Origin of the sequence: Paenibacillus alvei DSM 29, assembly GCF_000293805.1 — a bacterium.
In the GTDB taxonomy this organism is placed as follows: Bacteria; Bacillota; Bacilli; order Paenibacillales; family Paenibacillaceae; genus Paenibacillus_B; species Paenibacillus_B alvei.
The window spans coordinates 67,971-94,108 of the sequence record NZ_AMBZ01000004.1; the positions used below are offsets into that span (position 1 = coordinate 67,971).

Below are 26,138 nucleotides of genomic sequence, written 5' to 3' on the forward strand. Positions count from 1 at the left end.
GATATGGCCTATGCAACAACGGACGAGTATGAACGGTACGGTAACGGCAACATCCCGATAGGTGTTCTGGATAAGGCGCTACAGCGAGCATCTGACCAAGTAGACAGTATGACATATAACCGTATTGTGACGTGCGGCTTCGATAGCTTGACGCCTTTTCAGCGTACCAATGTAGTCAAGGCTGTCTGTCAGCAGGCTGATTTCCAGTACCAGTATGGTGATTACTTGGATGCTCCTCTAGCTGGATACTCTGCAGGCAGCATCAGCCTGTCATTTAAGGCTATCGAGGGAGCTGGCGGGGTAAGGACTACAGAAGCAGTTACAAGCTTGCTACGCGCTACAGGGCTGACAGATCGGAGGTTGTGCTGATGCGGGGGAAGCTGCCGTTTCCAAAATGGATTAATAATGCAACGGTGCAAGTGCTGAGAACAGAACTGTCAGAGGACGGCGAGTCTGTCGAAACGCTAATATATTCAGGATCATGCAACTATGATGAGAAGTCGAAGCAGGTACTGGACAAGGAACGTCGCCTGATCCGCTTGTCAGGCCGAGTTATCATTGAAGGCGATATCGCCCCCGGTCAACAGATCGAGGGGCTTGTTCGCGTTGCTGGTGTCGAACGGACGATCTTCCGAACAGAGCGGCCACGCAATCCAGATGGGAGCATCTTCTCCACAGAATTGGAGTTGATGTAGATGGTGAAGGTTAAAACGAAGATGAACTGCCGTGCCATCCAAAAGATTTCGTCGGCTCAGCTACAAGCCTTGGAACAAGTTGTGGATGGGAAAACGGAAGGCATCCTGACTGAAATCGCGAACGAACAGGTCGTTCCGAAGCAGACCGGTGAACTGGAGCGCGGTGCCTGGGTGGACAAGACGGGGCTCAAGCGTGGCAAGGTTAAGATCGTATATGACACGCCGTATGCACGTAGGCTCTACTGGCACCCTGAATATCGCTTCAGGCAGGATAAAAACCGTAATGCGCAAGGCAAGTGGCTGGAACCATGGGTCAATGGTGAAAAGACGGAGTCACTTGTAGGCCGTTTTAAGAAGCTGGTCAAGCGGCTTGCAGGAGGATTTATTAAATGACGCTGATGCTATCGGAAATCCGCGATTGGATGAAGACTCAAATACAGAGCCCCAATTGGTATATCGGCAAGATAGACGGTAGCAAACCGGAATGTATCGGTTTGTACAATATCAATACCGGCGGAAGGCCATATATTGCAATCGGCGGGCTGGATAATACGTCATACGCCATGAAAGCCGTATCCATCTTAATACATTGGTCAAAGAACGCCGATAAAGCGGAGCGCAAGGCCCATGAGGTCTACGCTTCGCTTTTTGGTCGTGGTGATGCGAGAATCAGCGGCCGTCGCGTAATTACATTTGACATGCGGACACCTGGGCCTGTCAACGTCGGTACGGATGATGAGGGCATATACGAATATGTCATAGAGACAACTATTTACTATGAAAGGTAGGGAGAGCGTATGGCGACTACTGGTGTTTTCCCAGTACACAATAACGTTTTTAAGATTGGTATCAATGGACGCGCTTCAGTCGCTCCAGGGGACATGGTTACTGTGAAGGACCTGGAGACATTTAGTCCAAGTATCGACGGTAACACAGAAGAGTGGACACCGATGGATCAGGGGGGATGGACACGCCGTGCGGTAACCGGGAAAGGGCTGACCTTCAGTTTTTCAGGTAAACGTCACTACGGTGACCCAGGGAATGATTACATCGCTGGACTACTATTAGGAACCGGACAAGAGGTTGAAACGAAATTCGAGTGGATCATGCCATCTGGGGCGAAGCTCACCATGGACTGTGTGATCAATCTTACGCAGCCTGGTGGAGGCGATTCGACCAACATCGATGGATTAGAATTTGAACTGCTATCAGATGGCAAGCCAACATTTACGGCCGCACCAGTAAAACCATAAGGTAGTATCAACCAAACCATAAGGGGGATTAATCCATGTCAAAAATTATTAACCTGTCAGATAAATTCGTGAAGGACGAAGTGTCCTCAATTCAGATCGGCAATAAAAAGTATCCAATCAATAATAGCGTAGAAGCTGTACTTGGTTTTGAGGAACTGGCAGACGGTGCAACGGTCAAAGGGTTATTAAATGCTATCGAAGGGGCGCTTGGCAAGAAAGCCGTGGATGAAATTGGTGTTTCCAAAATGACCGTTGCGAATTTGAAAGTTCTTATGTCCGGCCTGGTAGCAGCAATGCAAGGGTTGACGTACGAGGAAGCTGCTGCGCGATTTCAACAGTAGCAGCGGGCCGGATAACTGGTACGATCTGCGAGAAGATTGGCCATTAATCGAGGCGAGTCTTGCCAAGCAGTATGGTATCCGCATTCGGCAGCACGGGGACATGCCGTGGGAGGAGTTTTGCACCTTGGTGAGCGGTTTGATGCCTGACACACCGTTAGGGTCTGTGGTTACGATTAGGGCCGAGAATGATCCAAAGGTAATCAAGGGATTCAACGCCGACCAGAAACGTATTTACAACGGCTGGCGTAAACGCCGAGCGGAGCGAAAGCTGGATGACCAGGTCAAACTGAATCAAGAAATGCAAGCTCTGGAGACTGCAATGGCCCGCATGTTCGGGGGTGGCGTAGATGTCTAGTGTAGGACAGATAGATTTAGACCTAGGGCTAAATTACGGCCCCTTCCGGCAGGAACTTAACGGAATCGCTGGTACAGCTACCAACTTAGTAGGTGGGGCTTTTCGTGGCCTTGGAGGCGTTATAGCTGGAGCTTTTGCGGTTCATAGCATTGTCAATTTCGGCCGTGAAGCCATTAACCTGGCATCTGACCTAGCAGAAGTGCAGAACGTCGTAAACGTCACTTTTGGATCGATGACTGGTCAGATTAATAACTGGTCGTCGAACCTTATTGACAGCTTTGGTTTGTCTGAGTTGTCTGCAAAAAAATATGCGTCCACAATGGGCGCGATGCTTAAATCGTCTGGTTTAACCGGAGAGGCCATGAAGGAGATGTCTGTCAAATTGACAGAGCTATCTGCCGACATGGCCTCTTTTTATAACCTGAAAAACGATGAAGCCTATTACAAGGTCTTTTCCGGTATGGTCGGCGAAACAGAGCCACTGAAGCAGTTAGGCGTCAATATGTCCGTCGTGAATATGGAAGCATACGCCATGTCCCAGGGGATCACAAAGTCGTGGATGTCCATGACACAGGCTGAGCAGACCATGCTGCGGTATGGATACCTGTTGAAGGTGACAGGCGATGCCCAAGGCGACTTTGCAAGGAACGGCGACAGCTGGGCGAACAGAGTTCGGATTATGACCGAACGCTGGAACATCTTCAAGGGTACGATGGGGGCAGGTTTCATTAATATCCTGTCTCCGATTATTCAGGGGTTAAACTGGCTGATATCCAAGCTGCAGATTGCCGCAGCGTATTTTAGGGCGTTTACAGAGCTTGTCTTCGGGGATGCGGTGAATGCCGGTGGAGCTGGAGCTGTCGCACCGCTGAATGATACTGCCGATGCAGCCACTGGCGCTGCTGGTGCGGTAGACGAGGCGGGTAAGGCGGCAGAAAAGGCAGGCAAGAAGAGTAAGAAGGCTGGCAAGGACATGAAGAATAGCCTGGCCGGGTTTGACCAATTGAATACGCTGGCAAAATCCACAGCGGGGGCGGTGGATGATGCAGCGGATGGAGCTGGCGGCCTTGGGGCATTTGCTGGCCTGGGTAATCTTGATCTAGGCACGCCTACCATCAACGTTGATCCGGTTAAGCAGCAGGTGGCTGCGTTCCTGGCAGACTTGAAATCTCGGTTCTCCGAGGCTTGGAGTTTCATATCTGCTGGCTGGTCCGGTATGGCTCCGGCTTTACAGCCGTTTGTAGACATGATGGATCCGATCGGTAAGTCTGTCATCAATATAGGGAATACGTTCAAACGGCTGAAAGATGGCTTCCTGGTACCTGTTGCAAAGTACATCTTAGGTAACTTTATCCCATCGATCGTAATCGGGTTTACGAAAGCTTTTGCACCAGTCATTGCAAAACAGATAGTATGGGCGTTTCAGACATTTGATAAGACATTCCGCAATGTGACCAATCAAGCCATCAAACTGTGGGATACTGTGTGGCTGCCAAGTTTAGATCGGGTCAAGAACGCATTTGTAATGGCAATGCCGGTTATTGCTGGAGCATTGCAAAGCCTATTAACCAACACTATCAATCCATTTGTAGACTTCATGCTTAATGGCTTTGCTATACCGTTGTCTACAACGATTACAGAAACTATCGTACCTATCTACGCAAATACGTTGGTGTGGGCATTCCAGACATTTGCGAAGTCAGCGACTAACGCAGTCAATCATATTAATGAATTGTGGAAGGGCACGCTGTTCCCTTCGCTAGTGAAGCTTCGCGATATGTTTATGGACGTTATTCCGCAGATAGGAAAAGCATTTGAAAAGTTACTGGACGGGACGATCAAACCGTTCGTTGATTATGCGCTGAATGATTTCATTATCCCAATCTCGGCCAAGGTGATTGATACGCTGGTGCCGGTGTTTACGGATACGCTTGTGTGGGCATTTAAGGAAGCTGCCAACACATTCGAATGGGCTGTAGGTATTATCAACGATGTCTATAATACGGTGCTGAAACCTGTTTTCGATCTGATCAAAAAGATTGTCATGGACACCTTGGAGACGATAAAGGGGCTCTGGGATAAATACGGTGCAGAATTGCTGACCAGTCTCTCTGAGGCAATGGAGAACATCCGGGATACGTTCCAAAAGCTGTGGGATGACATCTTGAAGCCGATTATCGAGCCATTCCTGAAAAAGCTAAATGAAATATGGGAAGGTAGTTTGAAAGGGATCATCAAGCAAGTAGGCGAGGTGGTCATGAAGCTGGTGACAGCGGCGCTGGATATTTACAACAAGTTTATCAGTCCACTGATTAACTACGTCGTAGATCAGCTTGCTCCGGGTTTCGTGAAGGGTTTTAACATCGTGCTTAATATCGTGACGACAGTCATATCCAGTGTGGGAGATATCATCAAGGGGCTGCTCAGAACGCTGGGCGGCATTATAGATTTTGTCACAGGCGTTTTTACGGGAGATTGGAAGAAGGCTTGGACTGGGGTTAAGGATATCTTTGGAGGTATCTTTGATTCCCTTTACGGACTTGTTAAGGCACCGCTGAACTTGATCATTGACGCCATTAACTCGGTCATTGACGGTTTCAACAGCATTAGCATTAGTATTCCGGAAGTCGAGGTTTTCGGCCATAAAATCGGCGGTGGCTCTATCGGTGTGCCGCAGATCCCGAAAATACCACGCCTTGCTAAGGGCGGCCTGGCATATGGCCCGACACTGGCTATGGTAGGGGATAACAAGGGAGCAGGCGTTGACCCTGAAGTTGTTTCGCCGCTTTCCAAGCTGCAGGACATGATAGGAGCTAATAATCAGCCTATGCTGGAAGTGCTAATGCAAATATTACGAGCTCTTGAGAAGAACAGTCAGGGACAAGTCATCCAAGTTGACAGTACGGTACTAGGACGAGTTGTAGCAAATGCACTCAACGATATTACACGGCGTACAGGTCGATCACCATTAACCACATAGAGAGGGGGCGCTGCATGAAAATCATGATCGACGGCCAAGAGATTGCCGCCTATCCGTCAACTTTTCAGGTGACAATCTTAGATATTGATGACGGTAATTCATCTGTCCGGACAGCAAACGGAACCCTAAACCGGGATCGTGTGGCCGTTAAGAGACAGATTGACATGACTTGGGGCGTACTGAGCGAAAAGCAGATATCAAGTATATTAAAAGCCATGTCGAATGTATTTTTCGATTTCACATTCCCAGATCCAATGGCAGGCGGAAGCCTCACTAAGAAAATGTATGTAGGCAATCGGCCAGCTCCGTTCAGTGTGATCAGTAACGGAGTGGTTCACTGGAATGGTCTGAAGCTGACCCTAACAGAGAGGTGATCTGATTGTATCCAATATCGCCACTCTATGCTGATTACTTACGGCGGCCAGACCGGGAATTTATCGTCAAGGTAACCGTGGGATCAGAGGAATTTGATAATACACGAATCGTGGATTTCAGTATCGAGAATAGCTTGAGCCTGACAGATGGGTTCCAGCTCGGAACAGCCATCCCGTCTAAACTCACCATTAAGCTGCGAACGAACTATATTGTTCCGCCGAATGCTCGGGTCGTGCCGTATCTGTCCTTGTCTATGTCGGGTTTAACCTGGCTGCAGGCGCAGTATCCATGGCAGGACGTAGATATCAATTGGAATGGTACTAGTACGAACTGGCTGCCATTGGGAGAGTTTTATGTAGATTCCCGCGAACGGGTTAATGATGTATGGACTTACATCTGCTATGACAAGCTAGTTTTTGCTGATGTACCTTATGTATCATCCCTGACTTATCCGGCTACGCAGCAGGCCGTATTTAACGAGATTTGTGCGCGGCTGGGCTGGACTTATGACAGCAGCGTGCAGATTAATCCAGCTTACAAGATACAGGTCGGACCAGCGGGCTACAGCATGCGTCAGGTGCTTGCCTACATCGCTGCGGCCAATAGCGCAAGCATCTACATTGATAAAGCTGGCACCCTCAAATTCAAACGGTTTACAGCCAGCGAGGAGCCTGTATTCGCCATGACCACAGCAGATTATGTCAGCGCTAAGCAGACCAATCCGGTCAAGACATATACCAGGATAGTGGCCACGTACAACACCGAAGATGATTTGCAATACGAGGTTGGAAGCGGTGATGAAAACTATACCCTTTATATCGAAAACCCGTTTGTGACACAGAGCATGGTTAATGATCTGCATGCCAAGTTGAACGGGTTTTCTTATTTGCCTTTGACTATGGATGCTCGTGGATATCCGCAGCTGGAACAAGGAGACGTTATTGCCTTTGAGCAGCAGGAGGGCGCCACTTGGGACGATACGGTTTCAGCTTGGCAGGATACGCACATACCCTGGGATGGCATTGTCCGGTACAAGTCAATAATCTTGCACCAGGTATTTAGCTTCGCGGGCGGGCTGCGTATGTCGCTGGAAGCTCCGTCCGTGTCGGCGCAGCAAAGTGAATTTGTCGTAGAGGGGTCATTGTCACAGCAGGTCAACAAGCTGGACAAGACGTCAGTTAAAGAGGGAAAGAACTATTTTGGCGCAACAATTACACGAACAGAGGGGCTCATCATTGAACGTGAAGATCATCGCTCGAAGGTCATCCTGAACAGCGATAAGCTCTCTTTCCAGGCTGATGGACAAGATAAAATCTACTTCGATCCTTGGGCAGGACGATACAAATTTAACGGTACGTTAGAGGCGACTGACGGCGTATTCAGTGGCAACCTACAGGCTGCAGGTGGAACGTTTACCGGCACTCTTCGCGGAGTGGATGGAGACTTCAGCGGTGAGCTTCGAGCAGCACGGGGGACTTTTGCTGGCGACCTGCAGGCCGCTGGCGGAACGTTTACAGGGACGCTTCGCGGTGTAGACGGTGATTTCTCTGGAACCATATCTGCATCTACTATAAACGGTGGCACGATTAACGGAACAACCATTATCGGTTCTTCCATAAAGACGGCAGTATCTGGGGGAAGGATTGAGCTTGATCCCAACGGTTTCATGTTCTATGACAACTCTGGTAGACAGAGGGTAAAGCTGGGGTGGAACTCGGCAGCGGACATTTCCGGACACACGTACTATAATTCTAGCGGTTCGCCGATGGGGATTGTGTATGCTATCACTGAAGAAATGCATGTAATTGGTAACCGAGATTTACGTCTTGGGGCAAGTGGAACGATATACTTGCAGGGGCCAGTTAAGTTCACATCCTCGGTATCTGGATTGAATTTGGGGATTAGTGATATAGCTGGATTGCGTGATAAGTTAGATTCATTACAGTCTCAGATTGATGGTCTTCGCCGCTCGTTCAGTAACCATAGTCACACTGTTAATATCGGAACTCATAACCATGGCAACAATCAGAACCAAAACTGGGGTGGAACCTTCACAACGTCGACCCCGTAGTGATATGATAGAGGTAAATATTGCTACGGAGGATTTTCTATATGAAAAAATGGGCGTATCTAGTAAGTGGTATTGTCATTGGTTCTTTGATTGCAACTGCAGGAAGTGCATTTGCTGATCAAATCAAGTCAATAGTGGGGAAGAAGGTAACTGGTGAGTATACGGTAATCGTAAACGGAAAAGAACTCCAAGATAAAGGAGCAGTGATTGATGGTAAAACCAACGTCCCTGTACGCGGGGTTTCTCAGGCGTTAGGAGCTGAAATACGAGTGGAAGGAAAAAAGATATTGGTAACATCTAAACAAGCGGCAAGTGCTACGGCTGGTGGATCAACTAAAGCTGATGCAAATGAATATATGGCGGATTCCAAAGAGAGTCTAGAGGTATTGAGAGATAGTATTAAGAATAACAGAATTAAGCCTGCTGTTGAGGAGCGTCAAAGCCTTGTCGAAGAAATTGAGGATCTGAGAAAAGAGGAAGAAAAGTCGGGAAGAGAAGTGCCTGTGCTAAAGGCAAAAGAAAAGCAGCTTGCCGAATACGACGAAATCATTGCCAGAGCAAATAAGGAGCTCCGCTTAGTTGAGGAAGCTTTGGCGACAAAGAAATAATCAAATATAACTACTATTCAGGTCTCGCTTATAGCGAGGCCTTTTTGTTTGGAAGGAGGCATCTCATGGCTCAAGTACAACCTATCATTCGTATCGAGTTGGATCCAACCCAGCCTGTGCCCGAGATATGCGCCGTCATTATGGCCGTGGTCCCATACCATCCAGGGCAAGAAGAAGCTTTGCTGCTTGGTGTCCAGAATGCAATTGAGAAGCGACTGAAGCAATTAAGCAAGAAAGGAGATGAGGCTATTGGCCAATAAGTATTGCAACCTAATCGGCACCAAAAAGATCAGCGAGGATTTCGGGAATATCAATATCGGCTTTGATAAAGTACAGCAGGACATGGAAGGTAACAAATCGGTAGCTGACTCACATATTGCTGATAAGACCATCCACGTCACACAGGCCGACAAGGACAATTGGAACAGCAAGGCTCCAGGTAGCACACTAACTGATTTCAATGCCCATAAGAATAACGGAGACATCCATGTCACAAAGGCTAAAAAGGATGAATGGGACTCGAAGGCTCCAGGCAATACAAAGACAGAGTTAGACACTCATGTAGCTGATAAGGTTGTCCATGTTACTCAAGATGATCATGATAAGCTCGGCAGCATCGAGGAAGGGGCTGAAGTTAACCAGTTGGCTTTTTCGAAGGTCAATGATGTATCTGCTAAAAGCAAAACAGACTCACTCAAAATTAAAGGCGGCATCGGTATTACCGTCACCTCTAATCCCGATACAAATGAGGTAACGGTGACAGCGACTGGAGACGCTACGCCTGGTCCGCATGCGGAGACACACCTTCCTGGGGGGACAGATGTAATTCCATTCGCCACTGAAACAGTAGGAGGCCTGATGTCGGAACAGGATAAAAAAACATCGGGCAGACTGCAACCAAACTGGACGACCATTTGAAAAGTACAGCAGCTCATGCCGCGGCAGCTATAATGGTTGATGATCCTGAGTTTACTGACAAGAACGTGCTTGGAGTGCTGAAGTATTTAAAGTCGCTTGCCAATAGCATAAAAACGAAGGTCGCCGCTGCTATTGGCTCTCCCGCCACTGGAGGAGATACGGGTGACCAACTAGCACAAAAGATCAACGATGCTAAAGCGGTGGGGGCATCCAATTTGGTAGCAAAGGGTATCTCTGCTACGGCAACAGAATCGCTGGCTACCTTGTTCGATAAAATCAGTAACATCATAAAGGGTTCGGGCAATGCTCAACCAGTTGATGTGTTGGTAGGTAAGACGTTCACAAATGATGGCGGTGTACCTTTGACTGGGACTATGCCGAATCGGTCAGCAGAGAATCATCACATGCCTAGCACTGCCCATACGGTTTGGCCAGGGGATAGGGTGTTTCTGCAGCCTCCACACGGCTACTATGATGGGGCTTCGTGGGTAACGGCTCCTGCGACGCAACTCAAGCCTGAAAACCTGCCCAAAGACGTAAATATCCTAGGTGTGCAAGGAACAGCAGAACGTGCTGTACCTGGGAGGATAAGCATTACGTACAACTCGGGGCAACGTCCGGGTGTACCCGGGGAGGTTACCTTTGTTGAGTTGGCGACCATCTCAGCCGGTGTCAAACTAATAACTTTAACAAAGCCAGACTGTAGCAGCCTCTTCTTTTGGAGCCATGGCTTTATAGCCCTTTCGCTGCGAGATGCACTTGGTAATGAAATCGAAATTGCTAGAAATAGTGTGTCGATAAGTATTGACACGTTAGTTTTGGACTTTTGGGGCAGAACAGCATCCGCCAGTGGAAGTTCGGATGGGCACGCGGTGTTCAGCAGGAATATCCAACCGGAATTCAATCAAAACACAACGATGAAGCTTGGGTATACGATTAGATCAGGCGGCAATGAAGTTTCATATTTTGATGCGAGATGTACAATAACGCACATGTGAGGTGAAGAAATGTATATTGCTTACGATATTGTGTCGCAAAAAACTGGTAGGGTACGGGCGATATATCACAACCCCGTACCAGAGCAGATAGAAATGGAGTCGAACGGATTCTATATTGAATCCATTCCGGAAGCGGAGGAAAAGCCGGGGTTTACTTCTAAACCAATGGTGAAAATAGATACGAAGGAGATTTATTTTGACTATGTAGCAATTCCTGACTTACCAATCGATAATACATCAGAGATCCACAAATTGAAGTTAGCAGTCGCAGAGCTTGCAGAGACTCAAGAGGCAGATGGCACAAAAACAAAGTTAGCTCTAGCCGAGCTTGCCGAGTTGGTTGCAGGAGGTGAAAAGTAACATGGCAAAGATATATTGTGATCTAATCAGGATTGGATTGCGAAGCATTGAGCAAGTACCACTCACATGGCGAGATGCTGTACAAAATATGCTTGAAACTTAAGGCGCTACCGCATAGACGGTCAGCGCTTTTATTGTGCCCTCGGCTAATTGTCGGGGGCTATTTCTATTTCAAAGGGGGATTTATATGGATCGCTTTATTGAATTTGTTGGACAACTCGTAGGAGACTACGGCACAAAGCAAGTAGCTGCAGCTGGTGGTTTTGGTGTTATTGGGGCATACCTGTTCGGTGGTTGGCCGCTGCTGCTGCAGGTGCTTCTGATTATGACGGTTGCTGACTTTATCACTGGTATTATGGCTGCCGGAACTGAGGGCAAGCTACGCAGCAGTCGTGGACTTGTCGGTATCGCCCGTAAGGTATTTATCTTTGTAATTATCTCCATTGCACACCAGGTTGACACGGTTCTAGGTGATCAGCACATGCTCCGGGACGCTACAGTGTTTTTCTATATGGCGAACGAGCTGCTGTCGATTATCGAGAATGGTGGCCGCATAGGAGTGCCGATTCCTGGTGTGATTAAGCAGGCAGTCGAGGTTTTGAAAGGAAAGGGCGGGGATAACGATGGCAATCGAAATTAAGCAAAGGCTGTTACCAGATGGGAGGGCTAACAAGCCAAACAAGCAAATGACACCCGGGTGGCTGACTATCCATAACACGGACAATACGGATGCAGGGGCAACAGCCGAAGCGCATTCAAGGTATTTGTTGAACGGCAGTGGTGGGGAGAAGAAAAGCTGGCATTACACGGTAGACGACAAGGACATTTTCCAGCATTTGCGCGATAACGAGCAGGGTTGGCATGCCGGTGATGGATCGGGTCCAGGCAATGCGTTGTCCATTGGCATTGAGATTTGCATGTATAAGGGGATCGATGAGCAGAAGGCATGGGCTAATGCCGCTTGGCTTATTGCTCGCTTGGCTAAGAAATACGGCATTCCATTGAACAAAATAGTTCCGCATAAGCATTGGACGGGCAAAAACTGCCCAAGCCGCATCTTGCCAAAATGGAGTCAATTCTTGAACATGATTGACCGTGAATTGATTAGCCTGGACAAGCCGCAGCAACCAGCACCTAAACCGGAGCCGTCAAAAAACGTGGTTACAATCGAGATGGACGGACGACAGGTGAAAGATGGCATCCTAGTGAACGGCGTTACCTATGCTCCGGTTCGCTCAATTGCAGAAGCCTGTGGCCTTCAGGTAGGATGGAATCAGTCAGATAAGAAAGTAACCCTCACGAAGGGGGCGGCACAGTGAGCAAAGCGGTGTACAGCAAATGCACGGCGTCGAACGGCGTCGTGCTTCACACGCTCAAATGCAGCCCGAACGATGTACAGCTGCGGCCATGCCGGACAAATGTATATAGCCAGCCTTTAGCTGCCATCAATGGTGGCTATTTTGATTTTTCTAGTGGGGCATTGCTGTCTATAACTGTCCAGAATGACAAGCCAGTGAAAGGTGACCGTGGCGGTTACGGCAGCGGCTGGCACAATGCTAAATATGCCCGAGGTACATTGATATGGGATGCAGCTGCACGCCGTTATAGCATCCAAGTTGTCAAGTCTGCCGACGAGCTACAGGTATCCGACAGGAGTATGTACTGGGCACAGGGCGGCATATCAATGTCGCTGCAAGACGATGCGCATTGGCAGCAGAGAGCACGCCTGCAGAACATGCCGAACATGTCAGGGAAGGTGTACCGTACTGGTCTTGTATATGGATCCGGCCTAAGTCTGTGGCTAGTCGTTACGAATACGGCCTGTAATGCTTCTGAATTCCGGACGGCCATCAAGCAGAAGATTGGCAGCGGCACGCTCGTAGATGGGATCTTTTTAGATGGAAGTGGATCATCTCAACTCCGCTACGACTCCGTTAGCCTCCGAGGTGATGGTCGAACGGTTCATTCCATTATCTCAATTATGTGATATACTGGAAACGTGTGGTGCTTACCACGCGAAACAGAGTCGTATGGGAGGGCATCCCTGCGACTCTGTTTTTTATCTAGCTGTAATTTCCTCATAAGTCTTCATCAAATATTCCTACATAAATATAGAGGGGCAGAAGCCCCCCTCAGAGTATTTTCATTCATGGACTTTAGCTGATGCTGCCAAAAGGTTCTTTAATCGCCGAACCTTCTGGCGATTATCTGTATATCTGTCATCCAGGATGCAGCTCACCCAGGAGACGGTCAGGACGTTGACAATATCCGCGCCCCAACTTACGTAATCAAGCCGGGTGCACTGGAAAAGATCAACGAAGTCTTGTACACTTTCGAGTTTGGAGAAAGGGGGCTGCTGCCCCCGCATACGCCAACTACTCATTTGAACAGGTTGATGATATTGATGGTGAGAGACAACATCATAAGCCCAATCGCTACGTCAATCTTATTGATTTTTTCACGCTCATCTACCCTTCCTGTATTCGATTTCTCCGATTGTGTTATACTTGAGACAGGCGACCGAATCACCACCCGCCCCTAAGGGCGAGTGGCTTTCCTCTTATTTAAAGAGGCTGATGACCGCGGTTACGAGTTGGGCGAACGCTGTGGTGAGCAATACCCATTCGCGAACCGAGATTCGGTCGCCTTTCTTTTCTGACTCTGGCGGTGGTGCCGGAGTCTTTTTCTTTTTCTTACTCATGTTTGTGTTCACCTCCTTTCTATACTCTTATTATACTACGAATGACGTAATAAAACAATACGAAAAACGTATTTTATATAAAAATATATACGATAATAGTATTAATATAATACGTATATCGTATATAATGTGGTGAGAGGTGATATCATGATTAAGTTCGACCTTAAGGTTATGCTTGCCAAGCGCGAGATGACCCAAAAAGAACTTGCAGAGAAAACAGGCATAAGACCGCCCACCATTTCAGCATTTGCAGTTGGAACAATCAAGCACATACCAGTTGATGTACTTGATAAGATTTGCGATGCGCTTGAATGCCAACCTGCCGATTTAATGAGACACATTTCTGAGAACGAATAAAAGCCGAAGAGGATTGCCCTCGTCGGCTTTTATATTTGCTCAAAATTAACATTGTTAAAATGACTCCGCATGAATATAATAAGAACAAATGTTCTTGTGGAGATGATCGTATGGCTTCAAAGCTTGGTGATGGATTGTGGAACGGGTTTTTCATACCGGAGCATAAAAAAGCCCTGAGGGAGCTACAAAATGAACAGAAACGCCGCATCCGCCCAACATTAGATGAACAAGAGTGTGAACAGATTGAAGCACTTCTGCAGCAGTCCATGAGCGAGCGCGGGACAATCACACTTCAAATGTATGATCCATTTGAGCAGTGTCAGCTCACAGCTCAGGTGATAGATCTTGATCCTCAAGGTCGACGCGTCAAACTGCTTCTTGATGGAGAAAAGCAATGGGTTAAGATGGATGACATCTTGGGGGTAAGAGCATGAGGGACTGGAGAGAAGAACTGCAACGAACACCATCAACTCGAAAGCCCATTGCCCCAGTGCAACCTCACTTATGTGGGTGTAAAGCTGCTATGAAGGGGAAATGGTTGGACGGAGTATATACCTGTACTAAATGTGGAAAGCCTGTATATGGATAATGGACAGATAAAGCCCGGCATATGCCAGGGCTTTTTTATGTTCTTACAATGATATTTGTACGGCTACTATATAATATGTAGAAATACAACGTCAGAGGTCGAGTGAGAATGGTACATACAATGTGTAAAACGTGTGTAAAATAAATCTGATTTCTATCTGATTCTATCGGAAACTAAAGTAGGTGAGGGATATAAATAAAAAGCCCCAAAACCTTGATACTACAAGGGTTTTAGGGCTGTGAGTTAGTTTTTAAACTTGAACATCTGAGATTAAATGGCGTCCCAGGAGGGATTCGAACCCCCGACCGACGGCTTAGAAGGCCGTTGCTCTATCCAGCTGAGCTACTGGGACATAAGTTAAGTAAATTTAGAACATGTATTATTGTAGCAAAGAATTTGAATTTTAGCAACATAAAAATCAAAAAATATTTTACCTATCATATTTACAGTTGGATGTGCAGGAAAGCACTTGTGGCAACCGCGCAGGATAAAGGGCGAGTATGATATAATGCATCGTATAAGAGACTTGCCTGAATAAATTGATACAGTTGCATACATAGCAGAGATTTTTGCAATATATAGGCGCAGTACAGAAAGCAGGTGTTCGTATGTCAGAAGATTACAAAGAGCCGTCCAGGAACAACGTTATCCTATTTCCGAAAACTCATGATTATTACCAAATTGAGTTAACACGGATGCTGGAATCTGAACGCTACGGTGAAGCCATTGCCCTTCTTCAATTCCTGCTGACTTGTGATGGCGAGGATGCACGGATTCGGGAAGAGTGGGATGCGCTGCTTCAATGGCTCGTATCGGCGTTTCCAGAAGCAGAGAGAGATGCTCGCGAACTGGACATACCAGAGGGATTAGCCGGCTGGACGAAATCAACTGCAGAAGAGGAATCGGAAGAAACCGAACAAGATATCCTGCGACGTCAATTTCAGCAGAAGTTGAATGCAGATGGACAATATATGGAACGATTGCTCGCGACACTTGCGGATGGGGAAATGGATGATCGTAAACTTCTTGTGCTGGAGCAGCTTGCGGCAGCAGAAGATGCGGGGATTGACGAAGCTCTGGTCAAACTGCTGAAGGAGGAGGAACTGAGCTCTTTGCTTCAGTTCGGAATTCTTCAAGTCTTGAAGCGGAGGGGGATACATGGCGAAATTCGATTCCCTCGCGGGCAGGAATGGTTGAACGTTCGAGTAGAGGATACGCCACTTGACTATACGGCGTTCCCGGCAGCGGCGAAGGCACCCGCAGAGCGCGTGAACGAGGCTGCCTCTGTAAGAGAGCCGTCATTAGCCTATTTTGCTCAAGAGCTATGGCAGCAATATGTGAAGCATATTTACGGTTCATCCGCTTACGAGAAGTTGTGTGAGCATGGGCAGGAGGAGTCAGTCGCATGGGCAGCAGCCCTGCACTTTATCATAGCTCGAATGCTGCATATAGATGAAGAAGTGGAAGTAAAGCAATTGTACGGCATTCGTAATGAGATGCGCGTCCAATATGAGCTTGCACTTCGATCGCTGAATCGATCCTTGCGCGTGCAATCATAGGATCCGGATGCTAAGCAACAGGCGGCCGATAGCGCTTTCCAAGGAGGGTGAATGTAGGAATGATGCACTCCTTGAAAAAGTTATCATAGTCGGCTATACTAAAATGGTTATTCAGGACGTGTTATGGTAGGTACACTCTAGCCATGATCTTTTTTGGAGGGGAAGGCATAAAATGAAAGCAACTTGGGAAAAAATAGAGAAGAACGTTGGGGTATTAGAAGTTGAGGTTAATGAAGATCGCGTAGCAGAAGGATTGGACTTGGCATTCAAAAAAGTGTCAAAGCGTGTAAACGTTCCAGGCTTCCGCAAAGGTCGCGTACCTCGCCCAATTTTCGAAGCTAAATATGGTGTGGAAAGCTTGTATCAAGATGCAATTGACATCATCTTGGGTGAAGTTTACACACAAGCTGTAAAAGAAACAAACATCCAACCGGTTGATCAGCCGGAAATCGAAGTTGAACAATTTGCAAAAGGCAAAACGTTCAAATTCAAAGCAAAAGTAACTGTTAAGCCTGAAGTTAAGCTTGGAGACTACAAAGGTCTTGAAGTGGAAACTAAGGAAGCTGAAGTTACTGAAGAAGAGCTTGACGCTGAGTTGAAGCGTCTGCAAGAGCGTCATGCTGAACTCGTTATCGTTGATGAAGAAACAGCACAAAAAGGCGACAGCGTTGTTATCGACTTCGAAGGATTCGTTGATGGCGAAGCATTTGAAGGCGGCAAAGGTGAGCGCTACACATTGGAGCTTGGCTCTAATACGTTCATTCCTGGATTTGAAGATCAATTGGTTGGCCTTGGAACAGGCGACTTCAAAGACGTTGAAGTTACATTCCCTGAGCACTATCATGCAGAAAACTTGGCTGGCAAGCCTGCAACATTCAAAGTGAAAATTCATGAAATCAAGCGCAAGCAGCTTCCTAAGCTTGACGATGAGTTCGCTAAAGACGTTAGCGAGTTCGAAACTTTGGATGAGTACAAAGCTGATCTTACAAAACAGTTGAAAGAACGCAAAACACGCGAACTGGAAGCAACTCGTGAAGCTGAACTCGTTGAAAAAGCATCTGCTAACGCAGAAGTAGAAATTCCACGTGCGATGATCGAAACTGAAATTCAGCACATGGTAAAAGATTTGGACAACCGTCTTCGCATGCAAGGCATGAACATGGACATGTTCTTGACTTTGTCCGGCCAAACTATTGCAGACTTGCGCGAGCAAATGCAAATAGAGGCTAACAAGCGTGTGAAAAACAACCTCGTTCTTGAGCAAATCGTTAAAGAGGAAAACATCACGATTTCCGATGAAGAGCTTCAAGAAGAGCTTGACAAAATGGCAGCTTCCTACCAACGTTCTGCGGAGGAAATTCGCACAATCTTGGAGAAAAACGGTACGCTCGAAAACTTGCGTGAAGAGGCAGCTCTTCGCAAAACAGTTAAATTCATCGTGGACAATAGCAAAAATTAATTGCATATCGGCTACGCAACGCATGGAAAATGCGGGCGTGGCGTAACAGGATAAGGCACGTTACTTTCAAGGGCGTGCCTTATTTTTTACCACCTGCTTGGCGAAAGTTTGTGAATTGTAAGTTCTTTGATTGACCACATAACGTTTCACCACCCTATTATGGGTGTACATAATCAATATGTAACATATTAGGTGAATTCCGTCTGTGGATGAGCTGTAATATAGAGCTTATCTGTAGGGATTACGGACATTTGCCGCACATACAATAATGGTAATCGGTGTAAAAATGACACCACGGTCAGAAAATGTTAAAATAAAAATGTAAAGCTATGTAAAGAAAAGAGGTCGGTACCATGAATTTAATCCCGATGGTCATCGAACAGACAAATCGCGGCGAACGCTCTTATGATATTTACTCGCGTCTGCTGAAAGATCGCATTATCTTTCTGGGCAGCGCCATCGATGATGACGTAGCGAACAGCGTCATTGCGCAATTGCTGTTCCTCCAAGCAGATGATCCAGAGAAGGACATTTTCTTGTATATCAATTCACCGGGCGGTTCAGTTACGGCCGGCATGGCAATTTACGATACAATGCAGCATATCAAACCGGACGTATCTACAATTTGCGTCGGCTTGGCTGCCAGTATGGGCTCGCTCTTGTTAACAGCTGGAGCGCCAGGCAAGCGTATCGCATTGCCGAACAGTGAGATTATGATTCACCAGCCGCTTGGTGGTGTACGCGGTCAAGCGTCCGACATTAAGATTCACGCAGACTGGATCTTGAAGACAAGACATAAGCTCAACCAGATTTATGTGGAACGCACAGGTCAGCCGATCGAGAAGATTGAGCGCGATACGGATCGCGACAACTTCATGAGCGCTGATGAAGCGAAGGAATATGGCCTTGTTGACCAAGTTTTGCATCCGGCAAGCCCGGGTTTGAAGTAAGGGGGGACACCGATTGTTTAAATTTAATGATGAGAAGGGGCAATTGAAATGCTCGTTCTGCGGCAAGTCGCAGGAACAAGTGCGCAAGTTGGTTGCCGGTCCTGGCGTATATATATGTGATGAGTGCATCGAGCTTTGCAATGAGATCGTAGAGGAAGAGCTCGGTCACGAAGAGGAAGTCGATCTGAAAGACATTCCAAAGCCAAAGGAAATTCGTGCTATTCTTGATCAGTATGTTATTGGTCAAGAGCAAGCGAAGAAGTCGTTGTCCGTAGCGGTATATAACCACTATAAGCGGATCAACACACAGAATAAGATTGAGGATGTAGAACTGCAAAAGAGTAACATCTTGCTTGTAGGGCCTACCGGCTCCGGTAAGACGCTCTTGGCGCAGACTATGGCTAAAATCTTGAACGTGCCATTCGCGATAGCTGATGCAACATCGCTTACTGAAGCAGGCTATGTAGGCGAAGACGTTGAAAATATTTTGTTGAAGCTGATTCAAGCTGCAGATTACGACGTAGAGAAGGCGGAGCGCGGCATTATTTACATCGATGAGATTGATAAAGTTGCCCGCAAATCCGAAAACCCTTCGATTACGCGCGACGTATCCGGCGAAGGCGTACAACAAGCATTGCTAAAAATCTTGGAAGGCACTGTTGCTTCCGTTCCTCCTCAAGGTGGACGCAAGCATCCGCACCAAGAATTTATCCAAATCGATACGACGAACATCTTGTTCATTTGCGGCGGTGCATTTGATGGACTGGAACAAATTATCAAGCGTCGTGTAGGTAAGAAAATTATCGGCTTCAATGCTGACGGCGGTCAGAAGGACTTGAAGCCTGGCGAATATTTGACGATGACACTTCCAGAGGACTTGTTGAAGTTTGGTCTTATTCCAGAGTTCGTTGGTCGTCTTCCAGTTATCTCGACATTGGAGCCGCTTGATGAGCATACACTGGTTCGTATTTTGAGCGAACCAAAGAATGCACTGACGAAGCAGTACCAGAAGCTTCTGGAGATGGACAACGTGAAGCTTGACTTCGAGTCTGGAGCATTGGAGGCCATTGCTCGGGAAGCGATTAAGCGGAATACAGGAGCTCGTGGATTGCGTGCCATCATCGAAGGCATTATGCTCGACGTGATGTATGAGGTGCCGTCACGCGACGATGTAACAACGTGTGTCATTACGGAGCAAGTAGTGAAAGAACGAATGATTCCGGAACTGACGACAGATAAGAAACAAGAGGAAAGCGCCTAATAGGCGCTTTTCCGTCCGTTTCCGACATGGGAGAGAATGTATCATGTATTTGCGACATCAGACTAGAGCTGTAAAAGTAGGCAATGTAACGATTGGCGGCAACAATGAAGTTGTCATTCAGAGCATGTGCACGACGAAGACGGCAGATGTAGAAGCTACTGTTGCAGAGATTCATCGACTAGAAGAAGCTGGATGCCAGATTGTCCGTGTAACTGTCAACAATGAGGATGCGGCGAATGCGATTAAGGAGATTAAGAAGCGTATCTCCATTCCGCTTGTAGCAGACATTCATTTTGACTATCGACTGGCTTTGAAGGCGATTGAGAACGGCATCGATAAGGTGCGGATCAATCCGGGCAATATTGGGCGTCGTGAGAAAGTGGAAGCTGTCGTGAAGGCCTGCAAAGAACGCGGTATTCCGATTCGGATCGGAGTTAATGCAGGGTCGCTGGAAAATCACCTGCTTGAGAAATATGGATATCCAACGCCAGAGGCCATGGTAGAAAGTGCTCTGTTCCATATCGGAATTCTAGAGGAGCTCGATTTCCATGATATTATTGTCTCGCTGAAAGCGTCTGATGTTCCTATGGCTATAGCTGCGTATACCAAGGCTGCTGAGGTGATTCCTTATCCGCTTCACTTGGGGATTACGGAAGCAGGGACACTGTTCTCTGGTACGATTAAGAGCTCTGCGGGGCTAGGTGCCTTGCTGTCGCTTGGTATCGGTTCAACAGTACGCGTTAGCTTAAGTGCGGATCCGGTAGAGGAAGTGAAGGTCGCACGCGAACTGCTGAAGTGCTTTGGATTAATCTCGAATGCGGCTACACTTGTCTCTTGTCCAACTTGCGGCAGACTTGATATTGATTTGTTCTCGATTGCGAACGAAGTAGAAGAATATATCTCTAAGGTGAAGGTTCCGATTAAGGTGTCGGTGCTGGGCTGTGCGGTAAATGGACCGGGTGAAGCGCGCGAAGCAGATATCGGTATTGCTGGAGCTCGTGGCGAAGGATTGTTGTTCCGTTACGGAGAGATGATTCGAAAAGTGCCAGAGGATCAGCTTGTCTCCGAATTGAAGAAAGAGATCGACCACATTGTTGCTGAGTATGAGCGGACAGGCACTATTCCTGGACGCAAGCACTAATCGGGAATAGACAAATAGATAATCCAGTTATTTTACGAAAAATAGGAACACCTACATGCAGGTTGGCTGCTGTCGGGTGTTCCTATTGTGCTTATACGATTTTGTTACGGTCTCTGATTTATAGGTCAGAAGTGATGATATCTGTAGATGTAGAAATGTTTGCCACTGCAGTGGTGTCCTGCTGCATTTGGCTATTGCCGTTGAATTTCCCGCCTTCTTTGATGATAAAGGAACGGCACAATATATTGCCTTCTAATCTACCGGAGCTCTCGATAATGACGGTCTCTGTTACGCTGACATCGCCCTGCATCAGACCGGCGATAATAAGACTGGAAGCATGAATATTCGAGTAAGCCTTGCCAGATTCCCCTATAATCACGTTTTGGCTGCAGTGAACATCTCCAGTAATTGTCCCCTCAATCCGCAGATCAGTTTCACATACCAGCTTGCCCTCCACTGTAGTCGCTTGCCCAATTAAGGTGTCTGTACCGATTGTTTTTTGCCGGAAGATGTTTTTGCGAACATGTCTGCTCCTTTCCTTTCTGATTGCTTTTATTCAGGCGTACCCACATAAGTGGTTGGGTCGATTGGCTCGCCGTCTTTGCGAATTTCAAAATGCAAATGTGGCCCCGTACTGCGACCGGTTGTGCCAACCTTGCCAACCTGTGTTCCCTTCTTCACCTTATCTCAGCTTGCTGCCATTCTTTCACTTAAGTGCAAGTATCGGGTTGTAAGTCCGTTCCCATGGCTAATGATGATATAATTTCCTTTCAATTCATCTCTATCTGATGCAAGGACAACCCCTTCGGCAGTTGCGTATACCGGATCCCCTGTATCTCCTCCAATATCCAAGCCTGCATGAAAAGCTTCACTGCGCTGGAATGGATCGCTTCGCTCCCCGAATAAGGACGTAATACGCGTACTCTCTGTCGGCCATAAAGTAGGCGTAGCGTTCAATTGCCGCTGGAAGGCGTTTACATTTTTAAATAACTGGGGCATGGATTGCTCCCATTCCTGCCGCTTCTTATTCATGTCTTGCAACTGCTTGCTCATACTTACCCATGCTGCTAGAGGAGAGGCAGGTGGAATAATGCCCTTGCTCTCTGTGGCAGGGGATAGCAGTGGAGACAACTTCGTTGCTGGAAGCATGATATACTCGCCGCCGAGCGGCAGAGGAGGAAGGGAGGCAGTTTCTTGCTTGGAGGCTGCAGAGTTAGTCGTTGAATGACTTGTTTTGGATATTGAATTGTTATTTTTTGCCGGCCAGTGCCGGTCGGTATTTGTAAGTAAGATTGCAGCTGCTGCTCCCATTGAGATATCTTGTCCATTCGTTGTTTCATATCGTTGGAAGAGGCGGTAATAATGGTTAATTGCTTGTCCATATCAGCTAACAGCTGATCTTTCTTCTGCAGTTCCTGTTCCAATTGTGCATGACGTACAACAATATCATGCATGGCAAAGCGCTGAATAACCAACGAAAGAAATAATGCGCCAACTCCGCCAATGACAATAAACATAACAAGCCTAACAACAACGGTTGGAACACTGTATTGTATAACGGGTCGATTTGGCCCGCGCATGAGCATCCACGTCCAGCGGCGATCGTTTGCTTGCGCCATATTGCAAGGATTCCTCCTTATTGATTCCAAGGTAAAATAAGCTAATATGTTTACATAACATTCCTATTGTACATGATTTTCGGCGAAAAGTAAGTAGATATTGTGTGGAATCGACATTAAAATCGGTTTGTGTCGAAAGGTGGGGAAGGTAAATTTTATCATTAATTGAAAAATGATAAAAAACATTTTGCCATTATGCTCGATTTACGCTACAATCATTTAGTACCGTGTTAGCAAAGTTGACATATCGCGGGCTTAGGACTAGACAACAAGTGAGGTGCAATATATTGATTGATCAAATTCAGGATTGGATCGGGAAGTTTAATGATTTATGGTATTTAATGCTTATATTTGTTCTTGTAGTAGCAGGACTTTATTTCTCATTACGTACAAGCTTTGTACAGCTTTCCGCAATTAAAGAAACATTCCGTCTTATTTTGGGGCGGGATAAAGGAAAGTCTTCCGGTGAAAAGCAAGGCGTTTCCTCCTTCCAAGCATTCGCAATGAGTACAGCCTCGCGTGTTGGTACGGGGAATTTGGCCGGAGTCGCTATTGCCATTTCGTTAGGCGGCCCTGGCGCTGTATTCTGGATGTGGATGATTGCAATTATTGGCGCGGCTTCGGGGTTCGTCGAATCTACATTGGCACAGGTTTATAAAGTGCGTGATGGCAAGCATTTTAGAGGCGGCCCGGCTTACTATATGGAACGGGCGTTGAACGCGCGTTGGCTAGGCATTATTTTTGCCATCCTCATCATTTTCAGTTTCGGATTCGTTTTCAATTCTGTACAGGCTAACACAGCAAGTGCGGCGTTCCAGGATATATTTAACTTGGATCCGATTTGGATGGGGATCGTATTGGCAATCCTTGTCATCCCGACGATATTCGGAGGGGTTCAGCGGGTTGCGCAGGTTACTGCGACCGTAGTCCCTATCATGGCGCTAGCATATATGGCGATTGCTTTGTTCGTCATGCTGGTCAATTTTAGCGAAATTCCGGCCGTATTTGCTTCTATTATTAAAAACGCCTTTGGATTTGAGGAGGCGCTGGCTGGCGGTGTAGGCGCAGCGGTGATGAACGGAATTAAGCGTGGTCTGTTCTCGAACGAGGCCGGGATGGGTAGTGCTCCCAATGCTGCGGCAACGGCCAATGTTAGCCATCCAGTCAAGCAAGGTTTGATCCAGTCGTTCGGGGTATTCGTCGATACATTGCTTGTTTGTTCGTCAACAGCGTTCATTATCCTGTTCTCCGGGATTTCAACGACGGGCGAGCAGAACGGCATTCGATTGACACAACATGCGCTTGCGACTCAGGTTGGAGATTGGGCGCACATTTTTATTGGATTAGCTGTCTTTTTATTCGCATTTACTTCACTTATCGGAAACTACTATTACGGTCAAAGCAACATCGAATTCATTACGAAGAAAAAGGGATGGATGCTTGCTTATCGGTTAGGCGTTGTAGCAATGGTTCTCTTCGGTTCTGTTGCGAAGATGACCCTAGTTTGGAATTTGGCAGACTTGTTCATGGGCTTCATGGCGTTCATTAATCTCATTTCCATTATGCTGCTTGGTAAAGTGGCATTTGCGGCTTTGAAAGATTATATGAGTCAGCGTAAGCGCGGCGAGGAGCCAGTCTTCTATGCAGATGCTGTTCCAGGGCTGAAGCATGCAGAATGTTGGGAAAGAAATAACAACTCATAATCACATACGCTTATAATGCATCCGGCAAAGGGTAATACTACCAAGTAGTTAACTTTGCCGGATTTTTTGTCCTTACGAGGGCGTTATGGGAGGATGAAACGATGAATTTAAGCGTGATATTGATGTTAATCAATGCGTTCTTTGCCGTAGTTATCGGCATATACTTCTGGAATCTGCTGCGCAGCCAGAAAGGCAACCGCACGGCTGTGGATCGAGAATCTCGCAAAGAGATGGATAAGCTGCGCAAGCTGAGGTCTATATCTTTGACGAAGCCGCTTGCAGAGAAAACAAGACCTGCGATTATGAGTGATATAGTCGGACAAAAGGATGGGCTGAAGGCGTTGAAGGCAGCTCTGTGCAGTTCAAACCCGCAGCATGTCATTATTTACGGTCCGCCAGGTGTAGGGAAAACGGCGGCAGCCAGGGTTGTGCTTGAGGAAGCGAAAAAGAATCCAAGCTCTCCGTTCACCATGGAATCGAAGTTCACAGAAATTGACGCAACGACAGCTAGATTTGATGAGCGCGGCATTGCCGATCCGTTAATCGGCTCAGTACATGATCCGATTTATCAGGGAGCAGGAGCGATGGGGGTTGCAGGGATCCCGCAGCCGAAGCCGGGAGCGGTTACAAAGGCGCATGGCGGCATGCTGTTCATTGATGAGATTGGGGAGCTTCACCCGATCCAGATGAACAAGCTTTTGAAGGTGCTTGAGGATCGGAAGGTGTTTTTAGAAAGCGCCTATTACAATTCAGAAGATTCGAATGTACCGTCTTATATTCACGATATTTTCCAAAATGGGCTGCCTGCGGACTTCAGACTGGTTGGAGCGACGACGCGCTCCTCTCAAGAGCTACCGCCAGCGCTGCGTTCTCGCTGCATGGAAATATACTTCAGACCTCTGCTGCCAGATGAAATCGGAACCATCGCAGAGAATGGACTGAAGAAAATCGGGTTCCCACATTCACCGGAAGCGGTAGATATGGTAAAGAAGTACGCTACGAATGGGCGAGAGGCTGTCAACATTGTGCAGCTATCAGCGGGTCTCGCGATGTCGGAAGGTCGCGCTTCCATAGATGCGGCTGACGTAGAGTGGGTAGCCAATTGCAGTCAGATTGCTCCGCGTCCTGATCGCAAGGTGCCTGTAGAGCCGCAGGTTGGCCTTGTGAATGGGTTAGCTGTATATGGACCTAGCATGGGGGCGCTATTGGAAATTGAAGTGAGTGCGATCCGCGTGAAGAGCGGACATGGAAAATATACGATTACGGGCGTTGTGGAGGAAGAAGAGCTGGGTGGAGGAAGCCGAACGCTGCGCCGCAAGAGCATGGCGAAGGGTTCCATCGAGAATGTATTAACTGTGCTACGCAGCTTGGGACATGAAACATCGAACTTCGATTTGCATATTAACTTTCCAGGCGGATCGCCGGTGGACGGCCCCTCGGCGGGGATGGCAATGGCGATTGCGATCGCGTCGGCTCTGAATGGCTGGCCTGTGGATAACAAGCTTGCGATGACGGGTGAAATTAGTTTGCATGGGCGAATTAAGCCAGTTGGTGGAGTGCTTGCCAAGGTTGAGGCTGCTTTCCAAGCGGGAGCGACTCGCGTGCTCATTCCGAAGGAGAATTGGCAGGAAATTTTCGCAGGCCTGGAAGGTGTTCAGGTGATTCCGGTTGAACATATTGAGGAAAGCTTCCAGCATGCGTTCGGCAGCGAATGGAAGGGAGATGCTCAGCACAAGCCGCAGCCATACGAACGAGCTGCGGGTGCTTCTTTGCCGCTGCTTCATGCAGAAGCGTCTGAGAAGAGCGGCAATTCCGCGCGACGGGAATAGCTATAGCTGATCGGTC

At 47.4% G+C, this 26,138-nt stretch carries 31 protein-coding genes, 1 tRNA gene and 1 pseudogene; 28 read left to right on the top strand and 5 right to left on the bottom strand.

What is annotated here, in order from left to right:
• Positions 1-3: 3 nt before the first annotated feature.
• From PAV_RS14040 to PAV_RS14125, 19 genes are all read left to right on the top strand, one after another.
• Positions 4-369, top strand: coding sequence for a head-tail connector protein (locus PAV_RS14040; RefSeq protein ID WP_005547262.1), 366 nt, complete (start codon positions 4-6; stop codon positions 367-369).
• Positions 369-695, top strand: a complete 327-nt coding sequence (locus tag PAV_RS14045) for a hypothetical protein (protein WP_005547264.1) — start codon at positions 369-371, stop codon at positions 693-695. Before PAV_RS14040 ends, PAV_RS14045 begins: the two co-directional genes overlap by 1 nt.
• A complete protein-coding gene (locus tag PAV_RS14050; protein WP_005547266.1) occupies positions 696-1,088 on the top strand; it encodes a hypothetical protein in 393 nt (130 codons plus the stop codon).
• Positions 1,085-1,483: a phage tail terminator protein gene (locus PAV_RS14055; RefSeq protein ID WP_005547268.1), complete on the top strand. Its 399-nt coding sequence runs from the start codon at positions 1,085-1,087 to the stop codon at positions 1,481-1,483. Before PAV_RS14050 ends, PAV_RS14055 begins: the two co-directional genes overlap by 4 nt.
• 9 nt (positions 1,484-1,492) lie before the next feature.
• Complete coding sequence (locus tag PAV_RS14060) at positions 1,493-1,948, top strand: phage tail tube protein (protein WP_005547270.1); 456 nt, start codon at positions 1,493-1,495, stop codon at positions 1,946-1,948.
• Between the two features lie 35 nt (positions 1,949-1,983).
• Positions 1,984-2,289, top strand: coding sequence for a hypothetical protein (locus tag PAV_RS14065; protein WP_005547271.1), 306 nt, complete (start codon positions 1,984-1,986; stop codon positions 2,287-2,289).
• Between the two features lie 25 nt (positions 2,290-2,314).
• Positions 2,315-2,644 carry a Gp15 family bacteriophage protein gene (locus PAV_RS14070; protein ID WP_040735972.1) on the top strand — a complete coding sequence of 110 codons (330 nt, stop codon included), beginning with the start codon at positions 2,315-2,317 and terminating at the stop codon, positions 2,642-2,644.
• Positions 2,637-5,624 (top strand): phage tail protein, encoded by a 2,988-nt coding sequence (locus PAV_RS14075; protein ID WP_005547275.1) that lies wholly within the window; start codon positions 2,637-2,639, stop codon positions 5,622-5,624. Before PAV_RS14070 ends, PAV_RS14075 begins: the two co-directional genes overlap by 8 nt.
• A 14-nt stretch (positions 5,625-5,638) precedes the next feature.
• Complete coding sequence (locus PAV_RS14080) at positions 5,639-5,998, top strand: DUF6711 family protein (protein ID WP_005547277.1); 360 nt, start codon at positions 5,639-5,641, stop codon at positions 5,996-5,998.
• Positions 5,999-6,003: 5 nt separating this feature from the next.
• Positions 6,004-8,070 carry a translocation/assembly module TamB domain-containing protein gene (locus PAV_RS14085; RefSeq protein ID WP_005547279.1) on the top strand — a complete coding sequence of 689 codons (2,067 nt, stop codon included), beginning with the start codon at positions 6,004-6,006 and terminating at the stop codon, positions 8,068-8,070.
• 41 nt (positions 8,071-8,111) lie between these two features.
• Positions 8,112-8,678 carry a stalk domain-containing protein gene (locus PAV_RS14090; protein WP_005547281.1) on the top strand — a complete coding sequence of 189 codons (567 nt, stop codon included), beginning with the start codon at positions 8,112-8,114 and terminating at the stop codon, positions 8,676-8,678.
• A gap of 65 nt (positions 8,679-8,743) precedes the next feature.
• The gene (locus PAV_RS14095) at positions 8,744-8,938 is read left to right on the top strand and encodes a hypothetical protein (protein ID WP_005547283.1); all 195 of its coding nucleotides are present in this window, start codon (positions 8,744-8,746) and stop codon (positions 8,936-8,938) included.
• Complete coding sequence (locus tag PAV_RS14100) at positions 8,928-9,596, top strand: hypothetical protein (RefSeq protein ID WP_005547285.1); 669 nt, start codon at positions 8,928-8,930, stop codon at positions 9,594-9,596. Before PAV_RS14095 ends, PAV_RS14100 begins: the two co-directional genes overlap by 11 nt.
• Entirely contained in the window at positions 9,593-10,594 is a 1,002-nt protein-coding gene (locus tag PAV_RS14105; RefSeq protein WP_005547287.1) for a hypothetical protein, read from the top strand. The genes PAV_RS14100 and PAV_RS14105 overlap by 4 nt, the downstream gene beginning before the upstream one ends.
• Positions 10,595-10,603: 9 nt before the next feature.
• Entirely contained in the window at positions 10,604-10,954 is a 351-nt protein-coding gene (locus PAV_RS14110; RefSeq protein WP_005547290.1) for a hypothetical protein, read from the top strand.
• Between the two features lies 1 nt (position 10,955).
• A complete protein-coding gene (locus PAV_RS37620; RefSeq protein WP_372515474.1) occupies positions 10,956-11,057 on the top strand; it encodes a CD1375 family protein in 102 nt (33 codons plus the stop codon).
• Between the two features lie 84 nt (positions 11,058-11,141).
• Positions 11,142-11,594: a phage holin family protein gene (locus tag PAV_RS14115; protein WP_005547291.1), complete on the top strand. Its 453-nt coding sequence runs from the start codon at positions 11,142-11,144 to the stop codon at positions 11,592-11,594.
• Positions 11,578-12,273, top strand: coding sequence for an N-acetylmuramoyl-L-alanine amidase (locus tag PAV_RS14120; RefSeq protein WP_005547293.1), 696 nt, complete (start codon positions 11,578-11,580; stop codon positions 12,271-12,273). The genes PAV_RS14115 and PAV_RS14120 overlap by 17 nt, the downstream gene beginning before the upstream one ends.
• A complete protein-coding gene (locus tag PAV_RS14125; protein ID WP_005547294.1) occupies positions 12,270-12,941 on the top strand; it encodes a phosphodiester glycosidase family protein in 672 nt (223 codons plus the stop codon). Before PAV_RS14120 ends, PAV_RS14125 begins: the two co-directional genes overlap by 4 nt.
• Positions 12,942-13,514: 573 nt before the next feature.
• Here PAV_RS14125 and PAV_RS35280 read toward each other — a convergent pair.
• On the bottom strand, positions 13,515-13,655 hold the full coding sequence (locus tag PAV_RS35280) for a hypothetical protein (protein ID WP_005547295.1): 141 nt from the start codon (positions 13,653-13,655) through the stop codon (positions 13,515-13,517).
• 147 nt (positions 13,656-13,802) lie between these two features.
• Here PAV_RS35280 and PAV_RS14135 point away from each other — a divergent pair, with 147 nt between their 5' ends.
• Together PAV_RS14135 and PAV_RS14140 are read left to right on the top strand one after the other, a co-directional pair.
• A complete protein-coding gene (locus PAV_RS14135; RefSeq protein ID WP_005547297.1) occupies positions 13,803-14,012 on the top strand; it encodes a helix-turn-helix domain-containing protein in 210 nt (69 codons plus the stop codon).
• A 110-nt stretch (positions 14,013-14,122) separates the two neighbouring features.
• Positions 14,123-14,446 carry a YolD-like family protein gene (locus PAV_RS14140; protein WP_005547299.1) on the top strand — a complete coding sequence of 108 codons (324 nt, stop codon included), beginning with the start codon at positions 14,123-14,125 and terminating at the stop codon, positions 14,444-14,446.
• A 430-nt stretch (positions 14,447-14,876) separates the two neighbouring features.
• On the opposite strand, the gene PAV_RS14145 is transcribed toward PAV_RS14140, so the two are convergent.
• Positions 14,877-14,953 (bottom strand) — tRNA-Arg (locus PAV_RS14145).
• Between the two features lie 256 nt (positions 14,954-15,209).
• Between PAV_RS14145 and PAV_RS14150 the strand changes: the two genes are divergently transcribed.
• The 5 genes from PAV_RS14150 (at position 15,210) to ispG (ending at position 20,971) form a co-directional block, all read left to right on the top strand.
• Entirely contained in the window at positions 15,210-16,160 is a 951-nt protein-coding gene (locus tag PAV_RS14150) for a hypothetical protein (RefSeq protein WP_005547301.1), read from the top strand.
• Between the two features lie 172 nt (positions 16,161-16,332).
• On the top strand, positions 16,333-17,619 hold the full coding sequence (gene tig, locus PAV_RS14155) for a trigger factor (protein WP_005547303.1): 1,287 nt from the start codon (positions 16,333-16,335) through the stop codon (positions 17,617-17,619).
• Positions 17,620-17,972: 353 nt separating this feature from the next.
• Positions 17,973-18,569 (top strand): ATP-dependent Clp endopeptidase proteolytic subunit ClpP, encoded by a 597-nt coding sequence (clpP, locus tag PAV_RS14160; RefSeq protein ID WP_005547306.1) that lies wholly within the window; start codon positions 17,973-17,975, stop codon positions 18,567-18,569.
• 13 nt (positions 18,570-18,582) lie between these two features.
• Entirely contained in the window at positions 18,583-19,830 is a 1,248-nt protein-coding gene (gene clpX / locus PAV_RS14165) for an ATP-dependent protease ATP-binding subunit ClpX (RefSeq protein ID WP_005547308.1), read from the top strand.
• A gap of 43 nt (positions 19,831-19,873) precedes the next feature.
• A complete protein-coding gene (gene ispG, locus PAV_RS14170) occupies positions 19,874-20,971 on the top strand; it encodes a flavodoxin-dependent (E)-4-hydroxy-3-methylbut-2-enyl-diphosphate synthase (RefSeq protein ID WP_005547310.1) in 1,098 nt (365 codons plus the stop codon).
• Positions 20,972-21,089: 118 nt separating this feature from the next.
• On the opposite strand, the gene PAV_RS14175 is transcribed toward ispG, so the two are convergent.
• From PAV_RS14175 to PAV_RS34670, 3 genes and pseudogenes are all read right to left on the bottom strand, one after another.
• Positions 21,090-21,428, bottom strand: coding sequence for a bactofilin family protein (locus PAV_RS14175; RefSeq protein WP_005547312.1), 339 nt, complete (start codon positions 21,426-21,428; stop codon positions 21,090-21,092).
• A 95-nt stretch (positions 21,429-21,523) separates the two neighbouring features.
• Positions 21,524-22,120: pseudogene (locus PAV_RS36160) on the bottom strand (M23 family metallopeptidase).
• Positions 22,039-22,590, bottom strand: a complete 552-nt coding sequence (locus tag PAV_RS34670; RefSeq protein ID WP_005547313.1) for a hypothetical protein — start codon at positions 22,588-22,590, stop codon at positions 22,039-22,041. The pseudogene PAV_RS36160 and the gene PAV_RS34670 overlap by 82 nt, the downstream one beginning before the upstream one ends.
• 287 nt (positions 22,591-22,877) lie before the next feature.
• Here PAV_RS34670 and PAV_RS14190 point away from each other — a divergent pair, with 287 nt between their 5' ends.
• Together PAV_RS14190 and lonB are read left to right on the top strand one after the other, a co-directional pair.
• Positions 22,878-24,293: an alanine/glycine:cation symporter family protein gene (locus PAV_RS14190; protein WP_005547315.1), complete on the top strand. Its 1,416-nt coding sequence runs from the start codon at positions 22,878-22,880 to the stop codon at positions 24,291-24,293.
• 101 nt (positions 24,294-24,394) lie between these two features.
• Entirely contained in the window at positions 24,395-26,122 is a 1,728-nt protein-coding gene (gene lonB, locus PAV_RS14195; RefSeq protein ID WP_005547317.1) for an ATP-dependent protease LonB, read from the top strand.
• The last annotated feature ends 16 nt before the right edge of the window (positions 26,123-26,138 follow it).